Annotated in this window: 13 protein-coding genes; 3 read left to right on the top strand and 10 right to left on the bottom strand. The window is 50.8% G+C overall.

Going from position 1 to position 14,330, the window contains the following annotated elements:
- Window positions 1-5: 5 nt before the first annotated feature.
- Together glf and O2597_RS09520 are read left to right on the top strand one after the other, a co-directional pair.
- Complete coding sequence (glf, locus tag O2597_RS09525; RefSeq protein WP_269524317.1) at window positions 6-1,115, top strand: UDP-galactopyranose mutase; 1,110 nt, start codon at window positions 6-8, stop codon at window positions 1,113-1,115.
- A 17-nt stretch (window positions 1,116-1,132) separates the two neighbouring features.
- Window positions 1,133-2,044, top strand: a complete 912-nt coding sequence (locus tag O2597_RS09520; RefSeq protein ID WP_269524316.1) for a glycosyltransferase family 2 protein — start codon at window positions 1,133-1,135, stop codon at window positions 2,042-2,044.
- A 27-nt stretch (window positions 2,045-2,071) separates the two neighbouring features.
- Here O2597_RS09520 and O2597_RS09515 read toward each other — a convergent pair whose 3' ends face one another.
- From O2597_RS09515 to O2597_RS09495, 5 genes are all read right to left on the bottom strand, one after another.
- Window positions 2,072-3,295, bottom strand: coding sequence for a hypothetical protein (locus O2597_RS09515; protein WP_269524314.1), 1,224 nt, complete (start codon window positions 3,293-3,295; stop codon window positions 2,072-2,074).
- A gap of 91 nt (window positions 3,296-3,386) precedes the next feature.
- Window positions 3,387-4,208 carry a sulfotransferase family protein gene (locus O2597_RS09510; protein ID WP_269524312.1) on the bottom strand — a complete coding sequence of 274 codons (822 nt, stop codon included), beginning with the start codon at window positions 4,206-4,208 and terminating at the stop codon, window positions 3,387-3,389.
- A gap of 26 nt (window positions 4,209-4,234) precedes the next feature.
- A complete protein-coding gene (locus tag O2597_RS09505) occupies window positions 4,235-4,912 on the bottom strand; it encodes a class I SAM-dependent methyltransferase (protein ID WP_269524310.1) in 678 nt (225 codons plus the stop codon).
- A 13-nt stretch (window positions 4,913-4,925) separates the two neighbouring features.
- Entirely contained in the window at window positions 4,926-6,380 is a 1,455-nt protein-coding gene (locus O2597_RS09500; protein WP_269524308.1) for a polysaccharide biosynthesis protein, read from the bottom strand.
- A 14-nt stretch (window positions 6,381-6,394) separates the two neighbouring features.
- Complete coding sequence (locus O2597_RS09495) at window positions 6,395-8,047, bottom strand: glycosyltransferase family 39 protein (RefSeq protein WP_269524306.1); 1,653 nt, start codon at window positions 8,045-8,047, stop codon at window positions 6,395-6,397.
- A gap of 181 nt (window positions 8,048-8,228) precedes the next feature.
- On the opposite strand from O2597_RS09495, the gene O2597_RS09490 reads away from it, so the two are divergent.
- Window positions 8,229-9,233 (top strand): glycosyltransferase family 2 protein, encoded by a 1,005-nt coding sequence (locus tag O2597_RS09490; protein ID WP_269524304.1) that lies wholly within the window; start codon window positions 8,229-8,231, stop codon window positions 9,231-9,233.
- On the opposite strand, the gene O2597_RS09485 is transcribed toward O2597_RS09490, so the two are convergent.
- From O2597_RS09485 to O2597_RS09465, 5 genes are all read right to left on the bottom strand, one after another.
- Window positions 9,201-9,584: a GtrA family protein gene (locus O2597_RS09485; protein WP_269524302.1), complete on the bottom strand. Its 384-nt coding sequence runs from the start codon at window positions 9,582-9,584 to the stop codon at window positions 9,201-9,203. The two genes, O2597_RS09490 and O2597_RS09485, sit on opposite strands and share 33 nt — an antisense overlap.
- Window positions 9,585-9,598: 14 nt before the next feature.
- Window positions 9,599-10,195, bottom strand: coding sequence for a class I SAM-dependent methyltransferase (locus O2597_RS09480; RefSeq protein ID WP_269524300.1), 597 nt, complete (start codon window positions 10,193-10,195; stop codon window positions 9,599-9,601).
- Window positions 10,196-11,473, bottom strand: a complete 1,278-nt coding sequence (locus O2597_RS09475; protein ID WP_269524298.1) for a hypothetical protein — start codon at window positions 11,471-11,473, stop codon at window positions 10,196-10,198.
- Window positions 11,474-13,243: an ArnT family glycosyltransferase gene (locus O2597_RS09470; protein WP_269524297.1), complete on the bottom strand. Its 1,770-nt coding sequence runs from the start codon at window positions 13,241-13,243 to the stop codon at window positions 11,474-11,476.
- A gap of 88 nt (window positions 13,244-13,331) precedes the next feature.
- Window positions 13,332-14,264: a glycosyltransferase family 2 protein gene (locus O2597_RS09465; RefSeq protein WP_269524443.1), complete on the bottom strand. Its 933-nt coding sequence runs from the start codon at window positions 14,262-14,264 to the stop codon at window positions 13,332-13,334.
- Between the last annotated feature and the right edge of the window lie 66 nt (window positions 14,265-14,330).

The following is a 14,330-nucleotide window of genomic DNA, read 5'->3' as shown; positions in this document are numbered from 1 at the left end:
AACTGATGGGGAAGAAATTTCTGATTGTCGGCGCGGGAATGTATGGGTCCGTCTGCGCCCGGGAGCTAACAGATGCGGGGCATCACTGCCACGTGATCGAGAAACGTGACCATATTGGCGGCAACTGCTACACCCGCTACAACGAAGAAGCCGACTGCCACCAGCATGTCTATGGCGCCCATATTTTCCACACGAATTCCCAACGCATCTGGAACTACGTCAACGGATTCGCCGAATTCAACCATTATAGGAACAGCCCACGCGTAAGCTATAAAGACCGGATCTTCTCCTTCCCTATCAACTTGTTGACCTTTCACCAACTCTATGGGTGTCGTACCCCTCAGGAGGCTGAAAACAAGCTTCGTGAAATCGTGATTCCCAACGACACACCTCAAAACATGGAGGAGTGGTGCCTCGCGAATGTCGGCCCGGACATCTACGAAATATTCATCAAGGGGTATACAACCAAACAATGGAACCGGTCACCTCAAGAGTTGCCCGCCGACATCATCAAGCGACTCCCATTCCGGCTCACCTTTGACGACAACTACTTTACAGACCGTTATCAAGGCATTCCGACCGGTGGGTACACAGCCATCTTTGAGCGCCTACTAGAGGGGAGTGAAGTTTCGCTGGAAACAGACTTTCTCGCCGATCGGGATGAATGGATCCGCCGGTACGACCATGTGATCTATACCGGCCCACTTGATGCCTTCTTTGGCTACTGCCATGGCCATTTGGAATACCGGTCACTCCGATTCGAAAGCTCCCTGCTACCAGTACGAAACTACCAAGGGAATGCAGTATTCAATTATACCGACACAGAAGTGCCTTATACTCGCACCTATGAGCACAAACATTTCGACATGAATCTCAACCGAGAGAAGACGCTTGTGACATGGGAATACCCTCATAATTGGAAACCGGGGGACATCGAGTATTACCCAGTTCAGACAACAGGCAAAAACAACATACTTGCGACCTACACCGCATTACGCAACGAGCTGGACTTTCCGATCACCTTCGGGGGGAGACTGGCCGAGTTCAGGTACTATGACATGCACCAAGTAATTGGAGCGGCGCTAAAGCAAGTCCACTCGCTTTTATCCATTTAGCCCCCTCCATCACCGAGATGAAACTGTCGATTTGCATTCTATCGTATAACCGCCGCCAGGAGTTGAATACAACTCTTCGGCTGCTAGCGAGCAATGTAACACTTCAGCATCAAATTGTTGTGGTTGAAAACGGCTCTACGGACGGTAGTGCCACCATGGTGCGCTCTGAATTTCCTGAGGTAGATCTTGTAGAGTTAACGGAAAACATGGGAGCTCCGGCCCTGAACAAAGGCTTCGAAATCTCAAAGGGAGACTATATTCTTGTCTTGGATGACGACAGCCATCCCGAGAAAGGCTTAAACGAGGCAATTGAATTTTTAGACAACAACCCCGATGTCGGGGCCCTGGCACTACACATTGTGGGAGGCAGCTATCGGATCAAAAGCAAAAGGCATCTGGAAGAAATAATGGGCTACATAGGCTGCGGCGTCATTTTTAGATCATCTACCATTCAAGATGCCGGCGGATATCCCCCATGGATTTTCCTGTACGCGAACGAATGGGAACACGCCATTCGTATACGCCAATCAGGATACAGCATTCGCTATTTCGACACCTGCAGCATCGTCCACCGCGTCGCCGCATCCCACCGGTCCAACCGCCGCTTACGGTCACTCACGACCCGCAATGAGCTACTCATCCTTGAGCGGTATTTCGACAACGACCCCCGCAAAGACAAGTTGATGAGACGAACGGTGCGATGGAACCGTTTGTTTTGCCTCTTAGAAGGCCGAATGACATTCTCACACGTCAAAGAAGGCATCGAACTCTACCAAACAGACCGGCATACGATTGCCAAAGTATCAATCGATCAGACAGTCCGGGACAGCTATGTCCAGGAACATTGGAGTCTGCAACCACTCTTCCCCGCCTTAATTCTCAAATTCATGGAAGCCTTAAAGGAAAAGCTCGGCCCCGCAAACGCTTGACTACGGACAATAAAGCCTGGGGCGGCTTCAACGTTTCATCCAACGCCTTAGAACTGCAGCAAACAGGTACATCAAGCCACGCGCACTAAGTTCCGGCTTCTTAAAACCTCGCCCATAAAACCGGCCTAAAGTTTGGTAATACTCGGAATCCAATATATCCACTTCAGCGTAGCCCCAATAGGCATTATGAAGCCGCCTGAGTTCACTGGCATAATCCGCGTAGCGATACCCCTTCAACACTGCGCTGGGCGCATTCTCAAAAAGTTCGGAAAAGCAATCGTACCACACGCCTGGCGACAAGAAATCCCGAGCGCTCCAATTACTATAATAGCCAGGCACAGGGAGACTACCCGATTCCTCATAAAACCGATAAAGCGGTTCGTGAAGAAAAAGAGCGTTCTTCCCAAAGTACTCTGCTTCACTCAGGCAACCGGATGAGATTCCGACGAGTAGAAACTCATCCTCGAGACTCAGAAGCGAATAGGCATTTTCGTAGATTCTACGACAAGATTTGAAATGCTTCTTGAGGATTTGCATTTCGTTCTTCACATGAAATCGACTAGCCATCGGATGGGCCTTATAATAAATTACATCTCTAGTCCTCGCGATTTCTTTCAGCTCGCCTTCGTAATCAGACAGCCTCAAATAGTTCGAATGGCCCTCTCTCAACAATGACGCATCGGCCTCAGTCTGCCCCACAAAGACAGCTGCACCTCTCAAAGGAACACCGCCTAATTTAAACCTTTGCATATGCCGAAGTCGTGCCTTGAGCAAATCGGCTTCAAATCGAAACACACTCGCATCGCACATCTGCTTGCGTATTCGACGATCCATTTCGGAATTACTAGACGCCAGTCCAACAAATAAATCATGCCCATACCGCAACGAAGACAAGCGAACATCCAGCCAGTCTATTTGCGCGTTTTCCAAGGCCAGCTTCAGCCAAGGCGGCATTTCGTAACTAAGAACAAGCGTACCCTTGGGAATCAGGGAAACAATTCTTTCCTCCAGAACTTCAGGCACAGACCAATGATACTTCTGCCAATTTAGATCGAAATCGGGCGGTAAAAACCGCTTCAGTTCATCCGCCACAATAATTGGATTCCCGTCAAAATACGGAGCATCCCAAAATTCGACCCCGAGCCCCCGGGACAAAGTCGCCCTGAGCACATCATAGAAAAACCCACTGGCCGGCAAATTTACCTTTCTCAGCAAATTAGGCAGAAATAAGCACTTGTTATATTTTTCCATATCAGTTCAAGGTTCCTTTAGAAGACCACTCGGAACGACTCCCCATTTACCCAGACTTAAAATGCATTACTAGGTTCAATCATCCCGTGGTCTATATGCTATTCTTTTGAATCCATGCATTACCAGCTTCCGTCAATGACTTGAGCAAGGCATGGTGCTTTCGGTGAATTTGATTCACCCATTTACTCGGCTCATTCTTGAACTCCAACGCCCGAACCTCCTTCGTGCATTCAAGTTCACAATGGCTGAAAATCCGAGTGACGACCTCCGCCCAGTTAGCCAACAAACTATCATAGTTAACAACCAGAACCTCAACCCCGCGGTCTTTCGCATCCTGTATCGCCTCAATTGTTTCCAGCCATTTCCTGGCAAATATCTCAATCGCTTTTCGTTCGCGAAACCACAAGGTCTTCACCTCTCCCCAGTTCACCACTCGTCGAAACCCGTAGGGCCTCCGCCCCCAGGATGCGACAACGTCTTTCCCATCCCGCACGATTGCAACAAATTTTGGCTTCGTCGAAATGGATTCCAAATAGCACAGACGGAAGCTGTTCGTGGGTGCCTTGGAGAAAAAACGCTTCTGTTTCAGCGCCCAAACCAACTCGTTACACAATTTATCACTTTGCTCTTCGGACAATGCATCGGGCCCTGCATACAACTCCCTACCCATATGAGTAAATACATCGCCACCTCCGAGGTACCTGAACCAAATTTCCTTCTGCTCCAACTGGTCGCTATAGTACAAGTGTTCACGACGGTCTCTGATGGAATCCACAAAATCTTGCAATTTCCCATATGAAAGGATCGGCGGATATTTAGGGCCAACATCCGCATTCCAATTCAACGCAGCCGACAATGCGGTTGATCCGGCACGTGCATGCCCCACTAAAAAAATCGGCGAAACTAACTTCATTAATAAAAAGGGAATAGCAACCAACGCTAAGCCGGGTCACTTCTCTCTGCCACAAAAACAAGAAAACGTCCTTCTACACCCGGCTGCACTCGACCGAAGCGTTTGCCTGACTGTGAATATTTGCCAACCACACGCCAACCATTCTCCTCCAACAAACAAGTCAACTGCTCCGGGGTATGGTGCCTAAAGTGGAAAGGATTTCCCGAATCCTTCAATGGATAATGCCGCTCATTTGGCGTGGAGACGATGAAGCGCCCCTTGTCCGCCAAAAGCTCTCTTAAATGCAAGATATATGACTTTTCATCGTCAATATGCTCCAGCGTTTCAAAAGAAACAATCAGATCATATTTAGCTGAGGGTCGGAAGCTGAGGGCATCCCCCGTAAAATACTCGATATTCGAAGAATTGTAGTAAGTCCGGGCAAAATCGATCGCTTCGGCACTTAAATCAACACTGTCGATCCGACCAGCCGGGAAATTACGAGACAAAAGAAACGACCCATATCCCACGCCACAAGCAATATCCAATATCCTCATCGCCCCGCTTCCTTGCTTGCAGGCAAAGCGGTACCGGTCCAGATGGTCCGAGCGGATACCTCGCAGTTTGGTCGCCACCTGACGCTCGCGGCCATGGCCGAGGTCGTGCCGTTGACCGAGCAATAATGCGGATAACTTATTTTTAAAAACTTGAATTATATTTTCCATTCACAGCTCCCCGTCACACTCCAGATCCAATACATAGGATAAAAGCAAAACACACAAAAATTAAAATCACCAGCCCGCTGGTTTTAACCAGAAATTGCCAAAACGGTACATTTAAACTTTCAGCGGCGGCTCTGATCGAGGACCAATTAAAGACCAGGACACGAGGGAGCCCAAAGCTAAAAACAAAGCCTATGATTCCATAAGCCCTTGTCATCCAGGCACAGATCAGAACAGCCAAGACCGCCGAAAAAAAGAAATGCCATGAAAATTTAATTTCATTAGTCGAATTGCAGATCACTACCGTGAACGAGACAAGCCTTTCATGAGCGGCAAAAATTACCATATACCCCCAAACCAATAGCGGCACGAACGCCACATCCTTGGAAAGATAGCTCATGCCTGATGTTAGAAAATAGCCGGCCGGCAAAAGAATACATGCAATCAAGACGAGTGATATCAAGATTCGCCTTTCAGCAAAACCTGCCAATTTATTCAGCTGTCCTTTCGCCCGCCACACAGCAAAAAGCGGTTGAGAGGCCGAAAACGGAGAGGAGAAAAACATGCAGGCACAACTCAGTATTCTCTGCGCGAGTAAATATGAGGCCGCCATTTCGGCACTGGCATATTGGGCTAGCAATAAACCACTCGCGTGAAGAAGTCCGACGTTCGAGACAATCGACAGAGCCGTCCTCCACGATCTTTGCCACATGTGCCGGAAGAGCTTATAGTTAAAACAGAGCTCACCGCCATCCCCATCGAGCGCATCATCTTGTATTTTCCGCCCGACAACAATCGACAAGGCGAACATGCCAATGACCAGAACTGACTGATTCGCAATGACGACAGCCAACAGATCTTTAGCCAGAAGCAAGGTCAAGACGGAGACAGCCAAGGCAGAAAGGCCGATCCCCATCTCACATAAATTCGCCAATGGCACCAAACCAGAGCCTCGCAAAATCGCCTGATATCGTTGCCCATAATTAACTACCGGCAATGAAATCAGCACAACAACCCAAGCAAGCCAACCGTCAGAAGGAGACGCCAGTCTGTCTATCGGCGCCTTCATAGCCAATGAGCCCACCGTCAGCAATATGAAAAGAACCAAGATTGCCACGGCAAAAAAGATGCGTTTCGACGTGTAATATAGACTCCGTTTAAAGGACCTCAGCTCTTCTTCTTTCCCCGAGGCCTGACTACTATACGCCGCTGTTACATTCTCAAAATCGACCAATCCCCCATTCGCAAAGGCAAGGTAACGGGTAAGTGTAGCCGTCATCCCGAAATCCAGCAACAGAGAGAAGACGGATACCGCACCGATAAGAAACCATACGGTTAATTCTTCAGGCGTAAAGTATGCCAGCGCAATTGGAATAAAGACAAGTAGCCGAAGCACGCCGACCCCCTTCGCCAGCCAATCGGTAAAGACATTCGAGGCAATGAATTGCCGTCCCAAGGACGTAACTGGCATTGGCAACTTCACCTTTATTTTTCACTCCGCTGATCCCAGATCACATTCAATGGAACACCCTCTCGCCCCACCACTGCCACCACCTTTCCCGTGCCTTCCATGTGTTGGTTCACACGCGTGTAGGCCACATAGAAGTCAGCATTCGCCTTGTCTCTTGTCAGACGAAACCCTTCAGGTAGGAACGGCCCCGCCAACGCACCAGCGCCGCTAATACAGACAGAATAGTTCCTTTCGAGCCCCGAAGCCAGGTCCGTATGGGCATAAGCACCGAGCGCTTCCATCGCTTCCCTATAGCTCAAGCCCCAATAATCGGTTTCGTAGCGGTTATAGGCCCCCGGCAAGCCCCCGACCCATCCGTTGAAGTAGACATAGTAAAAGGGGCTTAAACTGATGTACTCCCGAACGACCAGGAGACAGGAGGCCAGTGTCAGAAAAACCGGCAAAAAGGGGATCCAGCGCATCGAACACCTCCACTCCGACAGGAGCTTAGCGGCAGTCACGACCGAACCCGCCGCAACAACCATCAAAGGGGGCAACACAAAGAGAAAATGCCGCATCCCGTCATACAAGGTCGGCCGCGTCAAAAGAACATAGACAACAGGGAAAAGGCCTGCCAATGCGACAATCCCCACTTGCAAGGCCTTTTTATCGCTCAAGCGCGAGGATCTACGCAACAAACTATAGAGTGCCAATGGAAGGCCCAGAAGCAACAGCACCAAGGTCCATTCCGGCAAGGTGATCAGGATCCACTTCGGCAAATAATGCCAGGGCAGTTGCGTCGAAGTCTCAAAGGCACCGCTGTAAAGGACCGGTCCGTCCCAGCCAAAGCTTTGCGCTTCCCCGACGGTTTCGCTGACTCCGGACCATGGTGATCTCCACAGCGCCGGCCAAAAGGGAAGCGCCACAAGATAGGCCACGAATCCGGCCAGCAGTCCGCGCCAGGCATATCCGACCAAGCTCCTCAGCCGGTTCGCACAGGCCGGAAACGTCACCAGATAGTAGTACATTGCTGCCGCTCCGAAAAACAAGGGGATCAACAGCCCCGCCATACGAACGCCCAGCGAGAAGCCCGTCATCATGCCGAGAAACAGCATCGTGCGGATCCTCGGCCTGGGGAACTCCTCGATCGCCTGAATCAAAAAATAGAGCGAGGCCATATAACATGCGGCGAATGGGATGTCCTTCGGGTTGAAGCACATGTGCCCGAAATAACGGGGCGCACAGACCAACAACAGGAGTGCGAGGCAGCCGCCCATCCGCCCCATGATACGACGCGCGGCGAGCCATGCCGCTACCAAGCCGATCAAACCAAAAGCGTAACTCAGGAAATGGCCGGTTTCATTGGCCGACAACGGACTGATCCGCAGCAGCGCCTGAAGACCTAAATCAAAAAGCCCCGGGTGCACCGAACTATGCCGCAGTTGTAGGAATTCCCTGAAAGTCGATTCCCCCGAAAAAAGCGCGACATAATTCTCCCATTTCTGTGCGCCCCATTTCAGATGGTAATGCTCATCCCATGAAATACCGACACGGGTGATGAGCCAGATGGAAAACAAGGCCAGGAAAAGAATGATGCAGCCGGCCAGCCAATCCCAGTACGAACGCTCGAACCAGTCAGTCTTGACTGGTCCGGAACTATTGAAATCACTGCGAGCTGACTTTGACACCTCGACACTAGAACGCCTGCCTCACGCCTAGGCAATGCCTCAAATTCCACTCGATTGACACGGGCTCCCAGTTTCCATTGCCGTCGATAATTTGTGAGCTCTTCTATTGATCCGGAAGCATCCAGCCCCTATCGTCACCGACCATTTAAGGCCGATCAGCCGGCAAAAGCACTTTTCCCCGATGGCAAGCCAGACAACTCCCGATGCAGTCACCCTTGGGTTCGTAATACCCGTTTACAATGAAGAGGCTACGCTTCATACGCTTTACCGGGAAATCTGCGAGGTTCTAAGCCGGAATCACCTCGACGCATTTACAATTTGCTTCGTCGATGATGGGAGTAATGACCACTCATGGGCAAGAATCCAAGAGCTCTGCAAACAGGATCCCGCTCATTGCATGGCACTCCGATTCCGGCGCAATTTCGGCAAAGCCGATGCCTTGCAGGCCGGGTTCGAACAGGTCAATGCCGACTACATTTTTACACTGGATGCAGACTTGCAGGATAATCCTGAGGAAATCCCAGCCTTTTTGGAAAAGATCCAGACCGGGTTCGATCTGGTTTCCGGCTGGAAACAAGTCCGGCACGATCCCCTGAGCAAAACACTCCCCTCCAAAGTGTTTAATGCGCTGGCACGCAGCATAAGCGGCCTGCCCCTCCACGACTTCAACTGCGGCTACAAGCTCTACCGTAAAAATGTTGTCGATAATATACGGCTCTACGGAGAGCTGCACCGGTTTACGCCCATCTTGGCCAATGCCGAAGGGTTCACCGTAGCAGAACTACCGGTGCAACACCGCCCCCGACGACACGGGTACTCCAAGTACGGGAGCAAACGCTTTCTAAAGGGAGCCCTCGATCTGATTACCGTCGTTGTCTTGACCCGCTACCTAAGACGCCCCTCTCATATATTTGGCGGATTCGGAGCCCTGGCGGGATTCTGTGGTTTTATGATACTCGCCTGGCTGTCTTTCGATAAAATAGCGATGGGCGCAACCATCGGAGGCAGACCGCTCTTCTTCCTTGGCATTCTGCTGATGCTGCTCGGCGCCCAGTTGGTTTCGCTGGGTTTGGTCGCGGAACTGATCATCCGCAGCAGTTCGCCCCATTCCACCCTGGCACGCATTTCGGAGCGATCCGCCAATGCCATTCCCTCATCGGAACACGAAACGATCGTACACAAGTGATTTCGTAAGAAAGGACACGATCAGGATCCCGACGATCAAGAAGATATAATGGATGTCGGTCCATGCTTCAAGAATCGCAAACGCACTCCACTCCGCCAGCCTGAAAGCAGCGGAAACAAGCATGCAATGCAGGAATTGCTTAGCGGCGGAGGTATTTGCCACCCGATCCGAAAATACCCAGTACCGTGTCAGCAAAAAGTTGATGACAAATATGCTTACCAAGGTGGTCGCAAATGAGACTCGCGGCGCCACCCCAAAACGCTCCGTCAGCAAGGAAGTGATCCCCACATTCAGGATAAAACTAATACCTGCAACCAAGCCCAACTTCTGGAGTCGCACAAGTATCTTCATTGGGCGAGTGAATGTCATGCGTTCCGGTTATCCACCTCGGCAATGATCCAGGGAAAGGAGGTCTCGATCATGACTCGCTCGAAGACATTTTCAAGAAAGGCCCGAAAGGTCTTTGGAGACCAATGGTTCACATGCTCCGGGTGATTTCCAAAACTCCTGATATACTTCCCCCGCAACAAACTGCCCAATTGGAACCATGGTTCATAGGGTACCGAAAGGATGAGTCGCCCAGACGACACCCGTTTCAACTCGGCCAGCGCTTTTTCAGGTTCCGAGAGATGCTCCAAGACCTCCAGACAGAGTACTAGGTCGAACTCTCCATCCGCATAAGGCAGATTATAAATATCCTGGACACTCACCTGCACCCCGGGCCACTGGGCCTTCACATAGGCGACACAATCGGGGTTGATATCAAAAGCGCTCACTTGCTTCGGAAGGAGGCTGCCCATGCGATGCAAGACAAGTCCCTCGCCGCATCCGGCATCCAGCAGATGCCCCTCAAACCCAGATCCAAGACGTCGCTTGATTGTCTCGAAAAAATTGTCGAGGAGCCTCCGAACGACCGGATTGGAGGTCTGAAACTTCTGGTAATTCGTCGTCTCTGGATGCATTTATTCGTTATCTAAGCTATCTTTCTTCACATGCAAGAAGGACCCGCACAGGTCGCGAACATTCGGCCGTAGTATCGTTGTCGCAATCACAGTGGCACCAAAAACGAAGCCCCAGAGCAACAAGCCCTTGATATTACGCGAGAAGAGGAAAAAGGGAGTCCCAGTCAGCTCGGCATAATTAATTGCTGCCAGTTCAGACCAGAACGCAATCGGCAAAATGCAGAGCAACCCGACCGCCAGGTAATAAAGAAGGCCAGAGCGTTTCGAATTCCGCGACAACTCAAGTAGACAAGGTAACATCGGTAAAACAAAAATGAGCCGATAGTCATAGTTGCTGTTCAGGATAAAGCAGAAAACCGTTACCGAGTACCCGAGAAGAAACCAACGTCTGGACCACAGGCTTACAGTCGGCTCAGGCCACTGCCGCCGGAACAATCCGTACACAACGACCAATACCAAAGCGGCCAACAACAGCCACATCACAAATGGAGGGAGCGACCAAAGTTCCAGTGTGCGGCGACCACCATAGGCCAAGAGGAAGTTCGGCTTCGGAACATTCTCTTTCAAGTAGAGTATTTCCTCATAATTATACCCGACATAGGCCCCGACAAAGAGAATGCCGGCGACCAGCAGCTTTACGAGTAAACGCCAATCCTTGACTTCCAGGAAAAAGACCAGGAACACCGCCCCGGGGTAGTACTTAGCCGGAGCGAGCAGGAAAATGAGGGCCCATGCCATCCAGAACCTGTAGGCAGTCTTTAGATTCAAGATAATGGGAACCAGAGACAACAAAAGGAAATAAACCAAGTCATCATTTCCGCGTTCCATACCGAACAGGACAGGAGGCGAGAAACATATAGGCAACAAGAGGCATACTTCACGCCACCGCCCAGGCCTCAGTATGGCAACCATCGCGCCCCACACCCCCAATGCCGTCAATGAACCCGCAACGATTAAATGTTCACGGCCAAGACCTAGAAACGAAAGCCCGAGCGGCCAGGTAGGCTTGACGTTGATCCGACGCATAGGGTCGAGTGGATTTGGATTATGTAAAATGTCTATGCCTGCACGGTGTGCATCAAAAGCGGCAAGGCGTCCGTGCATATCAAGAAATGGATACGTGAAATCCAGGCCGAAATGATACGGCCCAATTACAAGTCTCCAAAAGTCGGGATAAAGAAACAAAAAGGAAAATAGCAGGAATAAGACCCCTCCAAAAACAAGGACCGTCTTATTTGAATCTTTAGTTACATTTGAGGTCATGAAATGATTAGGCATTTAATCGTTCAGAACACGTTGCCACATGTCGCTGACGCTTGGATCCATTCGATCGTCCAGGGAACCGCTGGTCACGGCAATCGCGTCTCGGCACATTGATGCGTCTTGCCCGTACCGTTCGATGCATTGCTCCCAGAGCATTCTGGCATCCACTCGCCGACCGCTACGCCAGAGGGCAACGCCTTTGATAAACAAGGAGGAAGCATCATCCTGTGTCAACATGGGCAGCGTCTGCTCCAACTCCAACCAATACGAGTCGGAATGCGCTGGATCGAATGCCTGCATCCACAGGTTAAACAGGCTAGCCACCTTGACCCGGAGCAGGTCTTGTCGTTCATGAGACCGGTTCAGTCCCTGTTCTGCATAATGGAGCGCCAAATGATCTTCCCCCAGCTTCGAAGCGGCATTGGAGAGAAGTAGATCGTCTTGTATGTAAGTACTCCGATCACGTGCCTCATGCCAGTTACCGAAACTCAAAAATAGAACCGCAATGCCACAAGCTGCTGACAGTACGACCTGCTTAGGTTGCAACGCTCGCCAAGGGACACAGACGAGGCCTCCGCAGAACACGCAAAGCACGGATGCCAGCGGTAAACGAAAGCGCGCACTCACGAAGAAGAGCAGCACACCAGCGGCATAGGCCGCCACAAGAAATAATAAGCCCGCAAGCATCCCCCGATCGGCAACACGCCATGCCAGCAGGAGCGAAATCACCGAGCCCAACAGGAGTATCCCCCAGCCCAGCGGATTCCATTTCAGAAGCACCAATCGCTCCTTGTGGTAGTGGTAGCTCAGGTTGTTGTACTGCTCCCAGTCATTGACGAGATATAATAACTTGCGCCCCATCAGTCCGATCCAGCGCGCGGGATCTTCCCGCACCGATTCGACAAGTGCCTTGCGCCAGTAATCCCCCATCGCATCAATACTCACATCTTCGTTTCCGGTCTGCTGGTAAAGGTAGACGGATTCCATACGAGTCGGATTCATACCGGACGGGATCCGATCGAAGACCACTTGCTGCTGGTAGAATTTACCATTCGCTCCCGCTCGGTTCGCCGCATAGAGGTTGTAGCTCCCCTGCCATGGCAAAACCCGTAATTCACCGGAAAGCCGGTAGTTGACGACTCCCTGCAGCATCATGAGAAGACCAAAGGGCAAAGCAACAGCAGCGAACTTCACTAGAGCCCGCCCCCAGATACGTGCTCTCCAATACTCTAAAACGCATGCACCAACTGGAAAGAACAGGGCCACAGGAAGAAAATTCGGTCGAGCCAAAACAGCTAAACCAACCGCCCCTCCAGCCATCAATGAAAAATAATATTTCCGCGAATCGACTGCAGCAACGAGACAATATAGACTAGCAAGAAACCAAGTCAGCGCAAAGGTGATATCGAGGATCTGGAACGAGAAAAACAACGCAACCGGGTAAACAGCATATAAGATCCCGGCCGTGTAAGCAGCCGCTCGGCGTTTCCAGAGCAATCCCGCAATCGCACCACAAAGCAACGCATTGAACAGATGACAGATGAGCCCGAGATATGGTGCTAGCGAAGCTTTTGCCGGCAGATGTGCCAATACCCACGGATAAAGCAAAGCCCGGTAAAAAGGTTCGGCGGGCAAATCATGCTTCGCTATCCGCTCAGCCAAAGCAAGATTCTCACGCGCATCCAAAACAGGCACCCGGAATATTAAATCCGATGAAAAAGCAGTCACCGCCAACAACACATAGAGCAGTGCGAGCAGGATGCATGTTCTACGAGTCGAAATCATATAAGCTCAGTTAGCAGCTTTTCGGTCATTGTTAAGGCTACGCCTGTCTCCGCTAGCATTCGGGGTGAACGACATGATAAATCGAAGATTATGCCTGCGCGGACTTCTCTGTAACGTTCACATGCTCTGCGACAAAGTAACTCGGCCTAGCTTTCACTTCTTGAAATATCTGTGCAAGGTATTGTCCAATAATGCCCATTGCGAGGAGATTAAGACCGCCAAGAAAGAGCAGAACCACCATGATAGAAGCATAGCCCGGGACATCCCGCCCGAACAGCAAAGTATAGACGACTAGATAAAGTCCGTAGACAAAGGCTCCGAACGCAATAACCAACCCCAGATAGCTTGATATTTTCAGCGGAGCCGAGCTAAACCCGACGATTCCGTCGAGCGCATAATTCCAAAGTCGCCAATAACTCCACCGGGAAGATCCCGCCGCCCGCTCAGGTCGGTCGAACTCTATATATTCATTCCGGTAGCCCACCCAGTTGAACAGGCCTTTGTGAAAACGATTCTTTTCAGGACAAGCCGCCAGCGCATCGAGAATCTTACGGTCGAACAATCGGAAATCGCCGGCGTTCTCAGGAATTTCAGAATCCGCGATCCGATTGAAAGCCTTATAAAACCATTTGCTACTGGTTCGCTTGCACCAGGAATCACGCTTCCGGTTACGGCGAACCGGTGTCACCACTTCGGCCCCGTTTCGCCATCGCTCGACCATTTCATTGATCAAGTGCGGGGGATCCTGAAAATCAGCGTCAATGACAATGATCGCGCGACCGGTGGCAGCATCTAAACCCGCTTTGAGCGCGGCATCCTTACCAAAATTCCGTGAAAGCCGGAGGAGTTTGAAGCGCAACTCGCTCCGAGCTAACTCTTTAAGCATCCTCCAAGTTTCATCCTGGCTGCCGTCATCCACAAAAATACACTCATAGGTATCCGCCGCGGTACTGACTTGCGACTGAAGCGTGGCGACAAAAGCCTTCAATCCTTCGGCTTCGTCCTTGAGCGGCACTACCACAGAAATTTCCGGTTGCGAATTCACTCCAAAAATCAGGACAGATTCCAATATAACTGCAATCGGATT

Source organism: Coraliomargarita parva (assembly GCF_027257905.1).
GTDB classification, from domain to species: Bacteria; Verrucomicrobiota; Verrucomicrobiia; order Opitutales; family Coraliomargaritaceae; genus Coraliomargarita_A; species Coraliomargarita_A parva.
This window is presented reverse-complemented; position numbering and strand designations above follow the sequence as displayed.